Origin of the sequence: Caulobacter rhizosphaerae (genome assembly GCF_010977555.1) — a bacterium.
Taxonomy (GTDB): domain Bacteria; phylum Pseudomonadota; class Alphaproteobacteria; order Caulobacterales; family Caulobacteraceae; genus Caulobacter; species Caulobacter rhizosphaerae.
The window spans coordinates 5,384,231-5,403,674 of sequence record NZ_CP048815.1 but is presented as its reverse complement, the minus strand read 5'-3'; the positions used below and the strand labels follow the sequence as shown (position 1 = coordinate 5,403,674).

Genomic DNA, 19,444 nt, shown 5'->3' with positions numbered 1-19,444 from the left:
TCAATTGAAGGCGCGCCCCTTCGTTTCCCAATACCGCTGCAAAGCGGCGCATCTGGACGCTCCATGGACCTGCCCGCCTACGCGATCGAAGCCGAAGGCCTGTTCAAGACCTATCCCGCCACCAAGACCGCTCCGGAGAAGCGGGCTTTGAACGGCATCGACCTGAAGGTGCCGCGCGGCTCGATCTTCGGCCTGTTGGGGCCGAACGGCGCGGGCAAATCGACCTTCATCAACATCCTGGCCGGCCTGACCCGCAAGAGCTCGGGCAAGGTGCGGATCTGGGGCCGCGACATCGACGAGCGGCCGCGCGACGCCCGCGCCGCCATCGGCGTGGTGCCCCAGGAGCTGGCCGCCGACGTGTTCTTCACCCCGCGCGAGTCGCTGGAGGTGCAGGCCGGCTTCTACGGCGTGCCCAAGAACGAGCGCCGCACCGACGAGCTGCTCAACGCCCTGGGCCTGGGCGACAAGGCCAACGCCTATGTCCGCCAGCTATCGGGCGGCATGAAGCGCCGGCTGATGGTGGCCAAGGCCATGGTCCACCAGCCGCCGGTGCTGATCCTCGACGAGCCCACCGCCGGGGTCGACGTCGAGCTGCGCCGCCAGCTCTGGCAATATGTGACCGGCCTCAACCAGCTGGGCGTGACCATCGTCCTGACCACCCACTATTTGGAAGAGGCCCAGGAGCTGTGCGACCAGATCGCCATCGTCAACCGCGGCGAAGTGGTGGTCTGCGAGCCGACCGGAACCCTGCTGCGCCGGATGGACAGCCGCAACGTGGTGGTCACGCCCGAAGAGCCCGTCACCGTCGCCCCGCTGCTGCCGGGTTTCGAGACCCGGCTGCGCGGGGCCGGGGCCTTCTCGGTCTCGTACCGCACCGGCCAGTCCAGCGTCGAACAGGTGCTGGCGGCGGTCCGCGCCGAGGGGCTGAAGATCAAGGACATCGCCACCGAGGACCCGGACCTGGAGGACGTGTTCGTGTCGCTGACCTACGGCGATCCTAACGCGAAGGACCCGCTGAAGACCTGAACTTGCCTAAAAGGCCCTCCCCCTGTGGGGGAGGCGGCCCGAATGGGCCGGTGGGGGGATAGGGCAGGCGGTAGATCACTCCCCCCTCCGTCGGCTTCGCCGACACCTCCCCCACAGGGGGAGGAATTAAGGCAGCGCCTTGACGAACGCCCGGACCACCGTCGCCGAGTTCTCGGCCGCGAACTTCAGGAACACCGGGAACTGGTTGCCGGCCGGATCGCCGCCGGCCAGGTCCGACAGGCTGCGGAAGGCGATGAACGGCGTGCGGTTGACATAGGCCACCTGGGCGACGGCGGCGCTTTCCATGTCCAGCACCCGGGCGCCGAACACATCGTGGGCGTATTGCCGGAAGGCGGCGTTGTCGACGAACACCGGCCCCGAGCCGCCCACCCCGCCGACCACCACCTTGGGCGGCTTGGCCAGGCACTGGTCGGCGGCGCAGCGCTTCAAGGTCAGGCCCGCGACGCTGCGGCGGGCCAGGTCCAGCAGGGCCGGATCGACCGGAAAGTCCTTCAGGTCCTCGGGGTTGCCGTCGTCGCGGGTCACGGTCACGGCGCGCGGATACATCATGCCGAAGTTCGTCCGGCCGTCGGTCAGGCCCGGCGTCGGGGCGAAGCCGCCGGGAACCTCGCGGGCATAGGCCATCTCCGACGACTGCACCCAGCGCTCGGGGGCGACCACGTCGCCGACCTCCAGGGCCGGGTCGGCCCCGCCGGCCACGCCCGAAAAGACGATCCGCTCGATCCTGAACCGGTCCAGGGCCCCCTGGGTGGTCATGGCGGCGTTGACCATGCTGATCCCGCTGAGGAACAGCACCACCGGCTTGCCTTCCAGGGTCCCGGTGACGAACCGCGTCCCGGCGGCGGCGTATTCGCGCTTGTCGACCGTCGCCGCCTCCAGGGCCGCCAGTTCGGGCGGGAAGGCGCTGATCACCGCCGTGCGCGGGGCGGGATCCAGAGGCTCGGCGGCGTGGGCGGAAAGGGGCGCGCTGGCCAGCAGCAGGGTCAGGAGGAGGCGCATGGCGGCTTTCGGGGCGGCTTCGGGGTGAAGGCGATTCGCCGGCCACCCTAGCCGCCGCGCTGGCCATGAGGCGAGGCCTCCTGCGCCGCCGAGCCAAGGATCGGGCGCCGACGCCTCGCGGGCGGGCAGCGCAGGGCGGGGCCGACGCTCCCGACGATCCCCGATTGCGTCGCGGGCCGCATCGGTGGAGGTTCACCGCCGGATTTCAGGTGGGGCTTGTATGCGTAATTTGTGGTTTCGGATCGTCCTGGCGCTGACGCTCGCCCTGGGCCTCGGCCTCGCCGGCGCCCAGGCGGCGTCCCCGTCCGGCAAGCGCCTGCCGGTCAAGGTGGTGATCGTCACCACCTTCGAGATCGGGGCCGACACCGGCGACATGGCCGGCGAGTTCCAGCCCTGGGTCGAGGGCTGGCCGCTGAAGCACGAGATCGCCATCCCCGGCGTCCGTCACGTGGCCCGCTATTCCGACGACGGCGTGCTGGCCATCGTCAGCGACATGCGCGGCCGGACGCGGGAAAGCGTGGCGGCCCTGATCCTGTCGGACCAGTTCGACCTGACCCAGGCCTACTGGATCGTCAGCGGCATCGCCGGGGTGGATCCCGCCGTCGCCTCGGTCGGCAGCGCCGCCTGGGCGCGCTACGTGGTCGACGCCGACCCGATCTACGAGCTCGACGAGCGCGACATGCCGGCCGACTGGCCCTATGGCCTCTATTCCAACGACGCCGAACGGCCGAACGTGAAGGGCAAGGCCGAGGGTTCCAGCGCCATGGTCTGGACCTTGGACAAGGGCCTGGTCGACTGGGCTTACGGCCTGACCCGCGACGTCAAACTGCCCGACCCTCCGGGCCTGCAGGCCCAGCGCGCGCCGTACGCGGGCGATCCCGAGGGCCAACGGCCGCCGTTCGTGCTGCAGGGCGACGCCCTGGGCACGGTGCGCTTCTGGCACGGCGCGCATCGCACCCAGTGGGCCCACGACTGGGTGAAGCTCTGGACCGACGGGGCCGGAACCTTCACCATGACCGACTGCGAAGACCAGGGGATCCTCGACGTGCTCGACGCCCACGCCGCGTCCGGAAGGATCGACCGTCGCCGGGTGCTGGTGCTGCGCACCGGCAGCAACTATTCGCGCGGTCCGCTGGGCCAGGCCAGCCTGCCGCACGTGTTCCACGGCGAAGGCCTGAAGGCCGGGTTCGACGCCACCTTCCTCGTCGGCGGCGTGGTCGCCCGCGAGCTCGTCGGCCACTGGGACCGCTACGCGACCACCCTTCCCACCGCCACCCCGACCGGCCGGAGCCGCTAAGCCATGCTCGAACGCCTCTTCGGCCTCAAGGCCCAGGGAACCAACGTCCGCACCGAGGTGCTGGCCGGGGTCACCACCTTCATGACCATGGCCTATATCGTGGTGGTCAATCCGGCGATCCTGGGCGAGGCCGGCATGCCGGTGGCCGCCGTGGCCGCCGCCACCTGCCTGGCGGCCGGCTTCGGCTCGATCCTGATGGGGCTGATCGCCAACTACCCGCTGGCCCTCGCCCCGGGCATGGGGCTGAACGCCTATTTCACCTACACCGTGGTCAAGGGCATGGGCGTGCCGTGGGAGACCGCCCTGGGCTGCGTCTTCCTGTCGGGCGTGGCCTTCCTGGTCCTGACCCTGGTCGGGGTGCGCCAGATGATCGTCGCGGCCATCCCCAAGCCGCTGTTCTCGGCGGTCGCCGCCGGGGTGGGGCTGTTCATCGCGTTCATCGGCCTGAAGGAGGCGGGGATCATCGTCGCCAGCCCGGCCACCACCGTGGCCTTGGGCGACCTGACCACCCCCACCGCGGCCGTCGCGATCCTGGGCCTGGTCCTGATCGCCGTGCTGCAGGCCTGGCGGGTCAAGGGGGCGATCCTGATCGGCATCCTGCTGGCCGCCGCCGCCGGCTGGGCCCTGGGCCTGGCCAAGATCGCGCCGGGGACCTCCAGCCTCGCCGACCTGACCGCCACGGCCTTCAAGCTGGACGTGGCGGGCGCGTTCCACCTGAAAGGCGGCATGGCCTTGGCCATGCTGGAGATCATCTTCGTCTTCCTGTTCGTCGACCTGTTCGACAATGTCGGCACGCTGGTGGCGGTGACCAAGAAGGCCGGCCTGCAGGCGCCGGACGGCTCGATCCCGCGGCTCAACCGCATCCTGCTGGCCGACTCGGCGGCGACCATGGCCGGCGCCGTGGCCGGGACCTCGACCGTGACCAGCTATATCGAAAGCGCGGCGGGGGTGACGGCGGGCGGCCGCACCGGCCTGACCGCGGTGGTCGTGGGCCTGCTGTTCCTGGTCACCCTGTTCTTCGCGCCCCTGGTTCAGGCGATTCCGGCGGCCGCCACCGCCCCGGCCCTGATCCTGGTGGGGGCCCTGATGGTCGGCTCGCTGGTCGACGTCGACTGGGCCGATCCGACGGTGGCGATCCCGGCCTTCCTGACCCTGATCACCATTCCCCTGACCTTCTCGATCGCCAACGGCCTGGCGTTCGGCATCACCAGCTACGCGGTCCTGCGCTTGCTGACCGGCAAGATCGGGAAGAGTGACTGGCTGCTGCTGGTCCTGGCGGCGCTGTTCGTGGTCCGCTTCGTCTATCTGGCGAAAGGCTGACCTCCGCCCGCAAAGACCCGTTTGCGCCGACGCGGCCTTTCGGCTAAGACCGCGCTTCCGCAAGGCGGAAGCACCCGTAGCTCAGCTGGATAGAGCGTTGCCCTCCGAAGGCAAAGGTCACACGTTCGAATCGTGTCGGGTGCGCCATTTCGGTTTAAAACCGCGAACTTCGATGATCGTTCGCCGACGCGGTCATGGGTCGCGGAAGTTTGGTCCTCCCGCCCATGTCTTGACCGTCATCGCGGACAGCGCCCCCATGCGCTGAACGACGGGCCGCCCGTGGGCGCGACGATGCTTGTCGCCCCGAGTCCTGTAGGCTCGCGGCGCCCCGTTCTCTACGCCGACAAGGCGGGCGCAGGATTCGCCTAGAGGCTCCCGTGCAGCGCAATCTAGGATGTAACAGGAAGTTTATTTCACAATCTAAGATACAGGTTGTCGGCCCTCGTCGGTCATGGCTGAACTGGGCGTCGGTAACGGGGTCAGTCCTGGCAAAGGCGCATTTCATGCGTGAGCTGACTTTAAAAGAAATGAACCTGGTTACCGGAAGGCTGATCACCGGAAGGAACGACACGATGGATGGCGCCACCGTCATCGGCGATGGCGGATCCGACGGCCAGGACCGCGGCGGCTCGACTATCGACGCCGACGCCTTCCGGCTTCGGCGACCGGTCCGCCCTTGACCGGGGCTCTGCCGATCGCCTCGCGCGAACAGGGCGCGGCCCTGGCCGACGCCATGAGCCGGGCCAGTTTCGCGGAAGCCTCGACCCTGTTCGAGGCCCTCGCGGCCAGCCGTCGCATACCGCCGAAGATGGCCGCCGCATTCGGGGACTTCGCCGCCTATTGGGACGAGGCTGAGGCCGCGGAACGCGCCCATGCCCTGGCCTTCGCGGCGCGTCCAACCCCCGAAAGCCTGCTGGCCCGTGCGTTGTCGCGCCTGAGGCTGGGCGCCTGGCGCGACGGCTGGATCGACATGGAAAGCCGGCTCGAGGCGCGGCGGCTGGTCCCCGTCCAGGCGTTGCGGGGACGCGACAGCGGGCGCACGGTCGAGCGCTGGCGTGTGGGCCAGGACCCGCCGCGCGAACTGGTGGTCTTCACCGAACAGGGCTTGGGCGACACTCTGCAGTTCAGCCGCTTCCTGCCCGACCTCATCCGTCGGGGTGTTGGGGTCACGGTGATCGGCGCCGCCGCCTTGGAGCCGGTGATCGCCAGCCTGCATCCCGCGCCGCGCTTCCATGTGCTGGGCGAGGCGCTGTTCACTCGCGCCGAGCGATGGTGCGGCCTGATGAGCCTGCCGGCGCTCCTGGGTTTTGACCGCGAGGCCGACCTGGTTCGTCCGCCCTATCTCTTCCAGGATCTCGTCGCGGCCGAGGACGGACGGGGGCGGACAGGACCAGTGCGGGTCGGCCTCTGCTGGCAGGGTAATCCGAACCATCCGAACGATCTGCGGCGGTCAGCGCCCCTCCAGGCCCTCGCGCCGCTGCTCGACGATCCGCGCATCGAGCCCGTCAGCCTGCAGATCGGCCAGGGCGCTCGACAGCTATGGGACGCGCCGGCAGGTCGGCGTTTCAGCACGCCCCTGGCGGACGGAGCGTCCCTGACGGACACGGCCAGGGTCATCGGCGGGCTTGATCTCATCGTCAGCGTCGACACCGCCGTGGCCCACCTGGCCGGCGCCATGGGGCGACGCACGGTGTTGCTGCTGGCGAGCGAGGGTGTCGACTGGCGCTGGAAGCGGGGCGGTGGGAAAACCCCCTGGTACGGCGCCATGACCGTCGTCCAACAGACGGTCGGGGGTGACTGGCGCGGCCCGGCGGCGGAGGCCCTGGCGATCGCCGCGACCCTGTCCCGCCGGGCGCCGTCGTCACTCACGACAGCTTGAGTTGTTTGTCGGCCAACGCCACTTGATGTTGAATATCGCTTAGGTTTATTCCTAAGGGGTGCGAGGGGCGGGGGTTGACGCCGTGCGGCGGCCGACCGGTCACCCCTGGGGGTGTGACAGCGCGTGGGGCTGCGAAGGTGAGTGTGAGTTCGGTGTCGTTCGCCTTGGGTGCGCCGCTTGGGTCCCGCCCGCGTTTCAGCCGCCTGGCGGCGTCGATCGCGCCCTGGAGCGGGGCGGCCGGCGCCGGAACGGCGGTCGCTCCTTGAAAAACATCAACGCGCCAGCCTCGCCGCCGCCGGAAGAGGCTGCGCCGACCCCGCTGTTCCGCGATCGCGCGGTAAGCGCGGCCCGCTCGCGGTTGGGATCGCCGACCGATACGCTCGGTGTGAGCAGCTGGGTGCTCACCGGTTTCCTGGGAGCGCTGCTGCTTGCCGGGTTCGCCTTCCTGTTCTTCACGCAGTACGCCCGGGTCGAACGCGTGCCGGGCCTGATCCAGCCCGACGCCGGAGCCATCAAGCTGACCACGACGCGCGCCGGCGTGATCTCCACCGTGTTCGTCAAGGAAGGCCAATCGGTGGCGGCGGGCGCTCCGCTGATGAAGCTGGCCCTGGACGCCACCGTCGATGGCGGCCATGTCTCGGGCCTGTATTCCACCGCCACGGCCCAGCAGGAGGACGCCATCGGCGCCCTGACCGAGGCGCGGCGAGCCAGCGCCCAGGAGCAGCAGGCTTATAGCGCCACCAAGCAGGCGGGTCTGGCCGACGAAATCCGCCGCCTGCAGGCGCAACTGGACCTCCAGCGGGGGCGCGAGGCGCTCAGCGAACAGAATGTGGCCTCGGCGCGGGAGTTGTTCGAAAAGCGCCTGCTGCCCGCCATCCAGCTGCGTCAACGCGAGGACAATCTGCTGGAAGCCAAGATCAGCGTTTCGGCGCTGGAGCGCCAGCTGGACGAGACACGTACGGCCCTGGCCCAAGCCCGCATCGAGGCTCGACGGGCGCAAGCGGAGGAAGCCTCCGCCAGGGCCGACATCGCCAAGAGCCGAGCCGAGCTGATGGAAAAGCGCGCAACGTTCGCCGGTGAGGGGGAGGTTCTGCTGACCGCCGAACGCGCCGGACGGGTCGCGGCCTTGGCGGCGCGGCCGGGCCAAACGGCCGCCCCGGGTGCGCAACTGGCGATCCTGCTACCTCAGAATTCCAAGCTGACGGCCGAGCTTTGGGTGTCGTCCAAGGCGATCGGCTTCGTGCGCAAGGGCGATAGGGTCAGGTTGATGTACGACGCCTTCCCCTACCAGCGCTTCGGCGTTGGGGGCGGCACGATCAGCGAAATCGCCGACGCTCCCGTCGCGCCGGCCGACCAGCCCGCCGATGTCGAGCCGCGCGAGACCCGGGAGTCGCTCTATCGGGTCGTGGCCGTCCTGGATCGACAATCGGTCGGCGCCTATGACCGCGAATGGCCGCTGATGCCGGGCATGCGGCTCAGCGGCGAGATCATCCTCGACAGCCACTCGCTCATCGACTGGGTTTTGGACCCCATCCTCGCCATGCGCGCACGATCGAAGGTCCAATAGAGCCCATGACGCCGGACTATACGCTTCAGCAGACGGAGGCGGCGGAATGCGGCCTGTCGTGCTTGGCCGCGATCGCCCAGATCTTCGGCGACGAGACCGACCTGCCCACGCTGCGCAAGCGTTTCCCGCTGTCGTCTCGCGGCATGAGCTTTCGCGACATCACCGACATCGCCGGGTCGATGAACCTGGCGGCCCGTCCCCTGCGCTGCGAACCGCACGACCTGCCCAACGTCAAGTGCCCGGCCATACTGCACTGGGGCCTGTCGCATTTCGTGGTGCTCGTCAGCCTGCGGCGTGGCGTCGCCAAGATCTTCGACCCTCGCCGCGGGCACGTGCGGGTGTCGCTCAAGGAACTGGACGAGAAGTTCACGGGCGCGGCGCTGGAGATCTCGCCGACCCCCGCCTTCCAGCGCCGCCGCGAGCGCTCGCCCCTGAACCTCTGGAGCGTGGTGCGCCTGGCGCCTGGGCTCAGGAGCGGGCTTGGCCAGGTCGTCGTGCTGTCGCTGGTGCTGCAGGCCTATGTGCTGATCAGCCCGTTCTACATGCAGTTCGTCGTCGATGACGCGGTGCTCAAGGGGGACCTTGATCTGCTGAGCGGCCTCGCGATCGGTTTCGGGGTCTTCGCCCTGTTCAATGTCGTGGCCGACACCCTGCGCGGCGTCGCCACCCAGAAGCTGTCGGCCCTGATGAACTGGGACATGACCCAGCGGTTGTTCCATCACCTGATCCGCTTGCCGCTGCCTTGGTTCCAGCGCCGACGACTGGCCGACGCCCTGATGCGCTTCCAGGCGCTGGACCCGATCAAGAACCTGATCGCCGGCGGGCTGATCGCGGCCGTCCTCGACGGTCTTCTGTCCATCGCCACGGCGGTGATGATGTTCGTCTTCGCCCCCACCCTGGCCGCCATCACGGTTGGATGCCTGGCGCTGTACCTCATCCTCCGCGTGGCCTCGGTGCCGATGACCATGACCTATGCGGCCAAGGCCCTGACCGCCAGCATTGTGGAGAACGGCAAGCGCATCGAGACCCTGCGCGCCATTCAGACCATCAAGGTCATGGCGGCCGAGCCCGAGCGTCAGGCCGACTGGTCCAACCGCCTGGCCGACAGCATCCACGCCGGCCAGCTGAGCGCCTTCACCAACCTGGGGGTGGGCGGCGTCCAGAAGCTGATCCGCGCGGTGGTCAGTGTGGTGGTGATTTACCTGGCCGCTCGGGCCATCATGGCCGATCGCATGTCGATCGGCGTGCTCTACGCCTTCATGGCCTATCATACCCAGTTCCTGGATCGCGGCTCGAGCCTGATCGACCAGGCCGTCTCGTGGAAACTGCTCGACCTGTACACTTTCCGCCTGTCGGACATTGTTCTCACGCCGGTCGAGACCGACATCGACAAGCCCACGGGCGGCCTGCCCGAGATGCGCGGCAAGGTGACCCTGGAAACGGTCGGCTTCAGCTACGCGCCGCACGAGCCGCCGGTGTTGAAGTCGATCAGCTTTTCAGTCGAGCCGGGCGAGTTCGTGGCGATCGTAGGTCCGTCCGGATCGGGCAAGTCCACCCTGCTGAAAATCCTGTGCGGCCTCTACGCGCCCACCCATGGCCAGGTCCGCATCGATGATATCCCGTTGTCCGTCTGGGGCCCGCGCGGCGTGCGACGCAATATTGGTGTGGTGCTGCAGGACGACGAGCTCCTGTCGGGCTCGATCGCCGACAACGTCGCCTTCTTCGACGAGACGGTCGATATCGAACGGGTGAACGAGTGCCTGCGTCTGGCCGGGCTGGAGGACGACATCAACCGTATGCCGATGCGGACCGAAACCTTCGTCGGCGATATGGGTTCGTCGATGTCGGGCGGCCAGAAGCAGCGCATTCTCCTGGCCCGGGCCCTCTATCGCCAGCCGCACATCCTGATCCTCGACGAGGCGACCTCCCATCTGGACGTGGCCCGCGAGCGGTTGGTGAACGGCTCGCTGGCCAAGCTGAACATTACCCGCCTGATCGTCGCCCATCGCCCCGACACCATCGCCGCCGCTGACCGGGTCATCGTCCTGCAGGACGGAGTGGTGGCGGCGGATCGACGGGCAAGGCGCGCCGAGCCGAACGTTTCGGGTGAGGCCGGGCCGCCGCCGGTGGCGGCGTTTTGAGGCCGCCGGTCTCGTCGCCCGGTCCAGCCGCCGTGCGCAAGACGTTGGCGATCTTGCTCGCGGCGGGTTTGGTGGCGGCCACGACGACGGCCCGCGCCGAGACCTTGGCCGACGCCGTCGCGCTCGCCTATGACGGCAATCCGCAGCTCATGGCCCAGCGGGCCCAGTTGCGCGCGGTGCAGGAGGCCTACAATCAGGCGCTGGCCAGCTACGGCCCGAACGCTTCGCTGGAACTGGCGCGCACCCGCTCGCGCACCGACGTCCGGGGCGTGGCGGTCGACGGGACCGCTGACACCAATCAACTGTCCGTGGAGCAACCGCTCTATCTCGGCGGCGCCGCGCACGCGGCGACCAACCTGGCGCGCGCTCAGGCCGCCTCTGGAGTGGAGAGCCAGCTTCAAGCCGGCCAGCAGATCCTCCAGTCGGTGATCGCCGCTTACGCAGCGGTGCGGCGCGACGAAGAGGGCGTGAGGATCGCCCGCGAAAATGTCGCTGTGCTGCAGCAGCAGCTCAAGGACACCGACGCCAGGTTCGCCTTGTACGAAGTGACGATCACTGACCGGTCCCAGGCCGCTGCGCGTCTGGCCGCCGCCCAGGCTCAGCTGTCGGCGCGCGAGGGCCAACTGGCGCAAAGCCGTGGGGACTATCTGGCCCTTATCGGCCAAAATCCCGGCCAGCTCACCGCGCAGCCGCCGATCGCCAATCTGCCGGCCACCCTTGAGGAGGCGTTCGAGCGCGCCGAACACGAGAGCCATACCCTGCGCATCGCGATCTACGCCGAACAGCAGTCCCAGGCCCGGGTCGAGCAGGCCAAGGCGTTGTATCGGCCGACGGTCGGCCTCCAGGTGCAGAGCGCCGAGACGCCGCTCAGCACCTTCGATCCGACCAACACCGAGCGCGTGACGACGGCGGCGGTGGTCCTGCGCCAGACCTTCCCGATCAACGGCCTGGCCCGTTCGCGCGTGGTGGCGGCCCAGGCCCAGCAGCAACGCGATCGCCTGCTGATCGACGACGCCAGGCGCCAGACCGTGCGCAGCGTGTCCCTGGCCTGGAACCAGCTGGCCGCCGCGCGGGTGGCGCTGGTCGCCCGCCGCCAGGAAGTCCAGGCCCAGCAGATCGCCTATGACAGCGTCAAGGAGGAGCAGCGCCTGGGTTTGCGAACGGTGTTGGATGTGCTCAACGCCGAACAGGAATTGCGCGACGCCAAGTTCGGGCTGATCGAGACCGCCTACCAGGAATATGTTTCCTCGGCGGCCCTGCTGGGGGCCATGGGCGAGCTGCGCTTCAGCGACTTCTCGCCAGGACTGGTGGAGAAGGATACAGCGCCGCGCCGGGCGTTCCGCGTTCCGTGGACAGGCCTCCTGAATGCGGTCGACGCCATCGCGGTGCGCGAGCCCGCGCCGCTCGAACAGACCCTCTCGCAGCGCGCCGTCCAACCGGATCGTGTGCTGCGGCTGGAGCCGGCGCAAGAGCCCGCGCCCGAGCCATGACGGCGAGGCGACGCACGCTTTTTCCGTGGCCGGCCTGGAGCGATGCGTCCATCCAGGTTGTCGAGCTGGTCCGCCGCTCCGAAGACTGGCTGGCGCGGATCTCGCCAGCCGGCGCGGCCCAAGTCATGACGTGGCTGCACGACGATCCGCTCGCTGCGGGCCAGACCTATCCACCGGAACTGGGCTTGACGCACCCGCTGGCGCCCTGGTTCCATCCCGGAAGCGACGGCCCCGCGCGCCAGGGGCGGTCCCTGCGCGAATGGGCGATCCTGGACCGGTTCGGCGCGCGCCTGACGGACACGATCGAGACGGGGTGCGCCGATGACTTCGTGCGCGGCCTAGCCACCTTGGCCAGCCACGGCCTGCAGCGCCCGATCCAGCCCCGCAACCGCGACATCGGCACGGGGCGCGATCCGCGCGGCGATCGGGTGATCTTTCCCTCCTCGGCGCTGATCCGCGAGCGCCTGGCCCTGGTCCACCGCGAACTGGGCGCAACCCAAAGCCCCTGGCTTTATCGCGCGGGTCTGGGCATGGCTGCGATCTCCAACTGCCATCCGTTTGACGATGGCAACGGACGCACCAGCCGGATGGTGTTCAACGCCCTGGTCCGCCGTGGGACGGGGCGAAGCGACCTCTATGTGCCGCTGCACGAGTTGGCTGTCCTGTCGGGCGGAAGCCTGACCCTGGCCGTGCGCGAAGCCGAGCTACAGGGGCGGTGGGAGCCGCTGTTTGGTTTCCTTGAGGGCTGCCTGGCGCTGGTGGCGCGCGGTGCGCGGCGGCCGCAGGCGTTCGATGGCCTCGATCGGCGGTCGCTCCAAGCCCGCGTCCGCCCCGACTCCGAGTGGGCCGGGGCGGGGCCGTCTACTGGATCGAAGCCGTCTGCGGGCGGCTGATCACCGGCGGAGAAAAGCGGGCGACCCACTCGGCAAGCGCCGCGGCCGTGCCGCCCTGGAAGGTGTAGGCCTCGCCGTTCAAATAGCCGCGCGTAGCTTCGCCGGTGTCCTGGGCTTGCAGGTAGATCGCCAGGGGCTCGCGGTTCGGGCTGGTGAACACGATGCCGGTGCGAACCTCGAAGGGCTCGTCGGCGCCGGCCTTGGCGGGGGCCCGGCCGATGATCTGGGTCAGTTCAAGCCAGCCGGACTTTTGGTCGCCGGCGGCGTAGCCGGTAGCCAATTCGTCGATGGTCTGCGGCGTAATCCGCGTGCGCGTGGACAGCTTGGGATCGACCAACAGCACCGTGGCGCGGTTGAACTGGGTCAGGTCGGGAAGCGTCGGCATCGTTGCGATCCTTTTTGCACTGGTCGGCGGCGCCTCGGCCGCCGTTACGCCGGCGAAGGTTACCGAAGCAAAGAGGCCCGCCAGGAGAAAGCGGATGGAGCGCCATGGGCGACGCGGTTCAAAGCGGGTTGATCCCATGATTTCACCTCTCGGAACTCATGATAGCGAAAAAAGACGACCCCGCGAGCGGTCCCCGCCGACGCGCCCGTCAGCGGGGGCGCGGCGGAGCCGCCCGTCAGGATCGAGGAGATCAGCCGTGATGGGTCGGGTCGTTGTCGACGACGGGCGTGCCGCCGTGATCGGTCCGTGTGGGCTCGCCCAGCTCGTTGGCGATCGGCGTCTCGTAGTTGTCGATCACCCGCTGTTCCTCGGCGTTGTCGTAACCGGGAACCGCTACGCCGACGTCGGAGGGATTGCCGAAGAGGTGCTCCAGCTCGTGGATCAGGCCCAGGGCCGCCGACTGTTCCTGGCCGCCGGTGGTGGTCAGGCCCGACTTCGGATCCCACCACACCTCGTTGCCGCCCACATTGGCCCGATCGTTGCCGTCGTGGATGATGTGGATCGTCACGCCCTTGGCCTCGGCGGCGGCGAGAACGGCCTGCGCCTTGGGGGAGGTGTCGAGGTAGGTCAGGGATTTGTCGAGGTTCTGGACGTCCTCGGCCGTGGCGTCGGTGACGGTGTAGTCGCTGCTGTCGTGCGAGCCGTCGCCGCCACCGCCGCCACCGCCGCCGTCGTAACCGCCATCGTAGCCGCCGTCATAGCCGCCGTCCCACCAGCCGTCCCAGCCGCCGTCCCAGCCGCCGTCGCCGATGACGGTGATTCCGTCCACGGTGTCCGTGCCGCCGGTGATCAATTCCATCTCTTCCAAGGTCAGTTCACGCATGAAGAATCCTCAAACAGGTTGAACTCTGGGTGATCAACGACGCGTCGAAACTCCAAGTCCTGAGCCTGAAGCTCGAACCACGTCGTGCGGTCTTCGGCGACGCTCGTGAACGCCTCCGAACGAGGCGCTCAGGTGTGATAGGTCGGGTTGGGCGTCACGACGTGGACGCCCGAGCTATCGGCGCGCGTCGGCTCGCCCAGGGCGTTGGCGATCGGGGTCTCGAAATTGGCGATCACCCTCTGTTCCTCGTTCGGATCGGCGGCCGAGCCGAACAGGTGCGACAGGTCATGGATCAGGTTCAGGGCGGCGGACTGGGTGGCGCCGCTACTGGTCCGCAGCCCCACCGAAGGATCCCACCAAACCTCGTCGCCGCCGATCTCGGCATGGTCGTCGCCGTTGTGGACGATATGAATCACAGCGCCCTTGGCCATGGCGTCGTTGAGCACGGCCTGGGCAAGGGGGGAGCCGTCGAGATAGGCCAGCGCGGCGTCCAGGCTCTGCAGGTCGCTCGTGTTGGCGTCGGTTACGCCGAAGCTGGCGCTGCTGTGACCGCCGCCGCCGCCGCCGCCGCCGTCACCGCCATCCTGGCCGCCGTCCCACCATCCGTCCCAGCCGCCATCCCCGCCGCCATCCACACCGTCCCAGATGCCGTCGCCATCCACCGTTTCCAGCCCGCCCGAAACGAGTTCGAGCTCCGCCATGGTCAGCTCACGCATACGTGCCCTCAAGTTGATCGCTCGAAAATTGCAAAATTCGACATGAAACCATGAGGAAAGAAGCGCAGCTTTAGCGAGAGTGTGTCAGCTCACAAACGCGTGATCACAATTTTACGGTCGTACGGGCGTTTGCGGCCCGCGGATTCCCGGTAGCTCAATCAATGGGAGATGAAAAACCGGACATCGCGAAAAAGACGTGAAACCTCAAGTAGACAAAGTACGACGGGCTTGCTTAGCTTGGCCCCAACTCAGGGGTGTATGGGTGAGGGCCTTGGCTTTTTCGTTGTTCGCCGCCCGGACTGGCCTCGGAACGCGCCGATGAGCTCGGTCGCGCTCCAGGCGCCGACTTCCCTTCGCGACCTGATGGACGCCTGTTTCCAGGAGGCCGAGGCGCGCGACTTTCCGCCGTTCCTCACCGCCGAGCGCCAGAGCACGCCGGTCAACGCCACGCCCTACGTGGTAAGTCTGTCGGATCTGGTCGCGGGCCGGGCGCTGGCCCGGCGCAAGCGGTTCGTCGCTGAACTGGCCGCCACTGTCGAGGCTCTGAAGGGTCTCGGCGCGGAGGGCGTGGCGGCCCTGCTCGGCGGAAGCGCGATAGGTCCCAAGCCGGAGCCGGGCGACCTGGACTGTGCGCTATTCTATCGCTGGGTGGAAGGCCGGCCCGTGGCGGCGGCGCTGGCCACACTGCAGGCCGCCGCCAAGGCCCGGGGCCTGGACCTGCGCCTTCTGCCGCTGGACGGCGACCCGCTGCTGCTGATCAAGACCGTGTCGTTCTTCAGCATGCTCTACAGCAAGAACGAGGGCGAGCGGACCATCATCCGCGGCCTGGTTCTGGTTGATTGCCTGTCATGACGCCATCCACCCCGGCGCGCCCGCTGGCAGATCAGCATCGCAAGGTCCCGCGATCCCGTTCAACCCGTTCAGTCAGAGACGCTTAAATGGATGACTCTTCGGCCGCCGCGCTGTTGTCGCGCCCTTCGCAAAGCGATCCGTCCGTCGAGGACAAGTACAAGTTCCTGGCCCGCTTTGGCGCCGACGGCGTAGGCCATTCCGGGCGCGCCCTGCTCGACCACCTGACGGCTACGGCCAGCATGCTCCAGGCTTGGGGCGAGGACGAGGCGGTCTGCGACGCAGGCCTGTTCCACTCGGTCTATGGCACCGAGAGCTTCAAGCGCGCGATCCTGTCAGTCGACCGCCGCGCCGAGGTGGCGGCCGTGATCGGCCAGCGCGCGGAGCGCCTGGCCTATCTGTTCGGAGCCATGACCAAGCGCAGCTTCGTTCTGGCGCTGTCGCCGCGTGGTCCCGGCGAACTGACCCTGCTGGACGGCCGCCAGGAGCCTGTCGCCCGAAGCGACCTGAAGGATCTGGCGCATATCTTCGTGGCCAACTGGCTGGAGCAGTTCCCGCGCATGCCCGCGCGCCAGCGCGCCGACAGCGGCCCCAATTTGCGACCGCTGATGGTCTGGCTGAACCCGCCCGCCCGGAAAGCGCTCGACGACATCTATGGCTTCGACGCCAAGCCGGCCGCATCCACGCCCCGCGCGGCGCCGCCGAGGGCCGGTGAGGTGCAGACCCTCGACGACCTGGTCCCCACCGAGCTGAGGCTGCAATTGTCGGGCCTCATGGATCGAAACATCTGGCGCTACGGCTGGCGGGCCAACACCACCCAGGTGACGCACGGCTTCTGGCATTCCCACTTCGGCGGCGGAGACGAGAACTGTCTGGACAACTGCGAGGCCGACCTGCTGGACCGACCGCTGATCGCCCCGGTGGTGGCGCTGTGGAACCTGATCCGTCAACAGGTCCTGGGCGATCATGTTCCCGTGCGGGTCTACGCCAACGGCCACACCTACGGCGGTGATGGTCACATGCACACCGACAGCGCCCAGCCGAACTACTTCACCACCATCTACTACGCTCATCCCGAATGGGAGGCCAATTGGGCGGGCGAGACCGTCTTCTTCGATCAGGCCGGCAAGGACGTCATCCGCTCAGTCTTCCCCACGCCCGGTCGCCTGGCGATCTTCCCGGGCGACATCCCGCACGCGGCGCGCGCACCCAGCCGCGACTGCCCGGCCTTGCGGTCGGTGCTGGTCTTCAAGTCGCGCGCCCGCAACAGTCACGACGCGCCCAGTCTGCTTTAGCTCAGGGCCGTCAGGCGGTAAGGGGCGGGCCGAGTTCCTGCGCGATCGCCGCCTGGTCGGGCGCCTCGACCTTGAAACGGGCGACCCACTCGGCGCTGATCCCATCGCGTTGACGGGCAAGATCCTCCACCGCCACCGGCGGGCAGTCGCTTGCCGCCGGAAGGCCCAGTCGCGCGCGAATGGTCGCCAGGATTTCGGTCTCGCGCCCCACATAGTCTTCGTAGGCGATCGACAGAACCACGGCGCCGGTCAATTCGAACGCCGCCACCCACCATCGTTCCTGCTCGAGGAGTTTGTTCAGGCAGGTTGAGATGTGTCTGGCGTCATAAACAGGCGCGGTCTGTTCGTCGCTCCACGACGCCCAGGCCTTCGTCTGCTGGGCGCGGGCCAGTGAAACGGCCTGAGCAATCTTGTCGCGACGATAGAGGTGAATGGCCAGATCACTGCGCAGCATCGGCAGGAGCGCCGGGCAGCGACGGCCGGCGGTGACGTAGTAGGGCATGAACAGCTTGTGGCCGAACACGCCGTTTGGCGAGGTCCTCCGCGCCTGGACCCCGCGCCAGTAGCTCAGATAGCCCCTGGCCCCCAATCTCGGCGACATTTGCCGGATGTGGATCGGATTGAGGTACTCCAGCGGAGCGCCAAGGTCGCCGGCCCGCCACAGGCAGGACGCCAAGTGCGTGCTGCCGCTGCGTGGGGTGCTGGCGATCATGTAGCATGACCGTGGCGGGGCCGAGGTCGGCGCAAAATCGAAATCTGGGCCGTAGAGTTCGTGAAGCTCTGGCATGTCTTGCGTGGAATGTCCGAGGTCGGCGGCCGGTGTCGCGCCGAAGTCCATCGCGCGCGCCGTTTCCTGTCAAATGGATACGACAACCTGAAGTCGCCACGCTCCGGCGGCTCGGACCCCGGGAGTCAAGGCTTGGGTCGCGGCGGCTCGCCAATCGGCGTCACGGGCGCGACACAGCGTACTCGAGCCCCTTTGAGCGTATAGCACTTCGGGGCCTGGGGACAGGCGCCGAAGACGTCGGCGGCCCGGCATTCGTGGGCCTCAGCGGGATCTTGGCCGCACTCGGCCTGATAGCCAACGGCGTCGACACAAGCCCTGACGAGCGGCTTGGCGGCCTGATCCAAGGCTGGCCGAGCGGTCGCCGCGAACGGCGCCGCCACCAGGAAAAACGTCATCACGACCACGGCCCGGCGCATTGCATTCTCCCTGAGGATATCCTTACATACTATCCCAGATTGTGTCGGGAAAGGGCCGGCCTGGCGGCGTGTGAACCGGTGCGACGGTCCTCCTCTCGGTCTTGGCTTTGACCTGGTTTTTGCGTGGCGTGGAGCGCACCAATGCAACGACGACCCCAGCGCGGACGGGAAGTTTGGGGGCGCGTCGGGTGAGCGCCCTGGTCCTTGTTCTGGCCCTGGCCATGGGCGCGAAGCCCTCGAGCGCCCGCGTCGAGGTCGAAATCCACCAGAAACGGTTCGAGGCCGGACCGCCACGCTATTCGGTGCCGCTGTCGATCGACGGCGGCGCGCCGATAGAGGCGATGCTCGACACGGGTTCGACAGGCCTGCGCGTGCTGCCGTCGGCCGGGCCCCTGACGGCCAAGGGCGTCCGGCCGGATCGCTACGTCTATCGCAACGGCGTGGTCCTGACCGGCGCGATCACGCCCGTTCGGGTGGGGATCGGCGGGCTGCAGGTCAAGGTGGACGTGAGCGCCACCTCCGCGGTCGCCTGCAGCCAGGATCGACCCTCCTGTCCCGCCGCCGCGATCCCGACGCAGCAGTATCGTATCGGCGGCTCGACGCCGTCCGACGGCTTTTCGGCGATCCTGGGGGCGGGGCTACGCGCCGGCGAAGCGGAAAACCCCTTGGCCCATCTGGGGGAGCAGGCGTGGATCGTGCTGCTGCCCAAGCCGGGGGACGCTGCGCCCGGCAAGCTCATTCTCAACCCGACACCAGCGGAACGGGCCCGATTCACGCTCTTCTCCCTGACCCGGGATACTCGTCGTCGCGGTGATTTTTGGGCGGACAATACGGTTCCCACCTGCCTGTCGCGCGACGGCGCGGGGGCGCCCCTGTGCGCGCCGACCCTCCTGGACAGCGGGGCGGCGGGCCTCAACTACATCTCCCGATCCGCGCCGGCCTTCGATGATTGGCCGACCGACACAAGTGTGAACCTGAGGTTCGGGCCGCCGGGGAGCACGGCGATGAGCCAGTCATTCGTTCTCGGACGCGGGCCGGCCCGCCTGAATTTCTCGACGCCGCCGGCCAGCTTGCCCTGGGAAGGCCTGAACGCCGGCGTCTTGCCGTTCTATGATTTCGCTGTCCTCTACGACGCCAAGGCCGGCCAGATCGGCTTGGCCCCGAGGGATGACTTTTCGGCGCCGTGACGGCCGGATGGGCGGGATGTCCGACCGCACTAGCGATGACGAGCATCGATCGTCCCTGTCGCGGTGAAGGCGCTGGCTGGTTCGCGAGACTTTACTATTCGGTGGACGCGGATCGTCGCCGACGGCGGCCGGGTGTTGCGGCTCGGATCAGCGCGCCAAAATTCCTTCGATAGCTCGATGCTACCAAAAGTCGCAATCTGCTCGCGGCTTCCGCTCGCGTGCGGGAAAACCTGACTGTCACAATTGGCCGCTAGGCAGGACGCCGGTCGACGCGAGCGGTTTCCTGTCGTCGC

General features: G+C 68.3%; 17 protein-coding genes and 1 tRNA gene. 13 read left to right on the top strand and 5 right to left on the bottom strand.

The features are described from left to right. The first annotated feature begins 63 nt into the window (after positions 1 to 63). Positions 64 to 1,026 (top strand): ABC transporter ATP-binding protein, encoded by a 963-nt coding sequence (locus G3M57_RS24730; protein ID WP_056755775.1) that lies wholly within the window; start codon positions 64 to 66, stop codon positions 1,024 to 1,026. A gap of 126 nt (positions 1,027 to 1,152) precedes the next feature. On the opposite strand, the gene G3M57_RS24725 is transcribed toward G3M57_RS24730, so the two are convergent. Then, entirely contained in the window at positions 1,153 to 2,046 is an 894-nt protein-coding gene (locus G3M57_RS24725; protein ID WP_163233408.1) for a 5'-methylthioadenosine/S-adenosylhomocysteine nucleosidase, read from the bottom strand. Positions 2,047 to 2,266: 220 nt separating this feature from the next. Between G3M57_RS24725 and G3M57_RS24720 the strand changes: the two genes are divergently transcribed. From G3M57_RS24720 to G3M57_RS24680, 9 genes are all read left to right on the top strand, one after another. Continuing rightward, positions 2,267 to 3,343 carry a purine nucleoside permease gene (locus G3M57_RS24720; RefSeq protein WP_163233407.1) on the top strand — a complete coding sequence of 359 codons (1,077 nt, stop codon included), beginning with the start codon at positions 2,267 to 2,269 and terminating at the stop codon, positions 3,341 to 3,343. 3 nt (positions 3,344 to 3,346) lie between these two features. Continuing rightward, on the top strand, positions 3,347 to 4,663 hold the full coding sequence (locus tag G3M57_RS24715) for an NCS2 family permease (protein ID WP_163233406.1): 1,317 nt from the start codon (positions 3,347 to 3,349) through the stop codon (positions 4,661 to 4,663). A 70-nt stretch (positions 4,664 to 4,733) separates the two neighbouring features. Continuing rightward, positions 4,734 to 4,810, top strand: a tRNA-Arg gene (locus G3M57_RS24710). A gap of 356 nt (positions 4,811 to 5,166) precedes the next feature. Further along, positions 5,167 to 5,343 carry a hypothetical protein gene (locus G3M57_RS24705; RefSeq protein WP_163233405.1) on the top strand — a complete coding sequence of 59 codons (177 nt, stop codon included), beginning with the start codon at positions 5,167 to 5,169 and terminating at the stop codon, positions 5,341 to 5,343. Next, positions 5,340 to 6,542 carry a glycosyltransferase family 9 protein gene (locus G3M57_RS24700; protein ID WP_163233404.1) on the top strand — a complete coding sequence of 401 codons (1,203 nt, stop codon included), beginning with the start codon at positions 5,340 to 5,342 and terminating at the stop codon, positions 6,540 to 6,542. Before G3M57_RS24705 ends, G3M57_RS24700 begins: the two co-directional genes overlap by 4 nt. Before the next feature lie 262 nt (positions 6,543 to 6,804). Continuing rightward, positions 6,805 to 8,109, top strand: a complete 1,305-nt coding sequence (locus G3M57_RS24695) for an HlyD family secretion protein (RefSeq protein ID WP_163233403.1) — start codon at positions 6,805 to 6,807, stop codon at positions 8,107 to 8,109. Between the two features lie 5 nt (positions 8,110 to 8,114). After that, a complete protein-coding gene (locus G3M57_RS24690) occupies positions 8,115 to 10,250 on the top strand; it encodes a peptidase domain-containing ABC transporter (RefSeq protein ID WP_163233402.1) in 2,136 nt (711 codons plus the stop codon). Positions 10,251 to 10,282: 32 nt separating this feature from the next. Further along, positions 10,283 to 11,740 (top strand): TolC family outer membrane protein, encoded by a 1,458-nt coding sequence (locus G3M57_RS24685; protein ID WP_163233401.1) that lies wholly within the window; start codon positions 10,283 to 10,285, stop codon positions 11,738 to 11,740. After that, complete coding sequence (locus G3M57_RS24680; RefSeq protein WP_163233400.1) at positions 11,737 to 12,633, top strand: Fic family protein; 897 nt, start codon at positions 11,737 to 11,739, stop codon at positions 12,631 to 12,633. The genes G3M57_RS24685 and G3M57_RS24680 overlap by 4 nt, the downstream gene beginning before the upstream one ends. Here G3M57_RS24680 and G3M57_RS24675 read toward each other — a convergent pair. The 3 genes from G3M57_RS24675 to G3M57_RS27210 form a co-directional block, all read right to left on the bottom strand. After that, complete coding sequence (locus G3M57_RS24675) at positions 12,602 to 13,018, bottom strand: hypothetical protein (protein WP_163233399.1); 417 nt, start codon at positions 13,016 to 13,018, stop codon at positions 12,602 to 12,604. The genes G3M57_RS24680 and G3M57_RS24675 overlap by 32 nt on opposite strands. Before the next feature lie 250 nt (positions 13,019 to 13,268). Further along, a complete protein-coding gene (locus G3M57_RS24670; RefSeq protein ID WP_163228305.1) occupies positions 13,269 to 13,901 on the bottom strand; it encodes a hypothetical protein in 633 nt (210 codons plus the stop codon). A 128-nt stretch (positions 13,902 to 14,029) separates the two neighbouring features. After that, entirely contained in the window at positions 14,030 to 14,617 is a 588-nt protein-coding gene (locus tag G3M57_RS27210) for a hypothetical protein (RefSeq protein ID WP_163228304.1), read from the bottom strand. A 318-nt stretch (positions 14,618 to 14,935) separates the two neighbouring features. Here G3M57_RS27210 and G3M57_RS24660 point away from each other — a divergent pair, with 318 nt between their 5' ends. Together G3M57_RS24660 and G3M57_RS24655 are read left to right on the top strand one after the other, a co-directional pair. Then, the gene (locus G3M57_RS24660; protein WP_163233398.1) at positions 14,936 to 15,469 is read left to right on the top strand and encodes a DUF6932 family protein; all 534 of its coding nucleotides are present in this window, start codon (positions 14,936 to 14,938) and stop codon (positions 15,467 to 15,469) included. An 86-nt stretch (positions 15,470 to 15,555) separates the two neighbouring features. Further along, entirely contained in the window at positions 15,556 to 16,761 is a 1,206-nt protein-coding gene (locus G3M57_RS24655) for a DUF6817 domain-containing protein (RefSeq protein WP_163233397.1), read from the top strand. A 10-nt stretch (positions 16,762 to 16,771) separates the two neighbouring features. On the opposite strand, the gene G3M57_RS24650 is transcribed toward G3M57_RS24655, so the two are convergent. Further along, on the bottom strand, positions 16,772 to 17,599 hold the full coding sequence (locus G3M57_RS24650) for a Stf0 family sulfotransferase (protein WP_163233396.1): 828 nt from the start codon (positions 17,597 to 17,599) through the stop codon (positions 16,772 to 16,774). A 553-nt stretch (positions 17,600 to 18,152) separates the two neighbouring features. Between G3M57_RS24650 and G3M57_RS24645 the strand changes: the two genes are divergently transcribed. Further along, positions 18,153 to 19,151: a pepsin/retropepsin-like aspartic protease family protein gene (locus G3M57_RS24645; protein WP_163233395.1), complete on the top strand. Its 999-nt coding sequence runs from the start codon at positions 18,153 to 18,155 to the stop codon at positions 19,149 to 19,151. Positions 19,152 to 19,444: the final 293 nt, after the last annotated feature.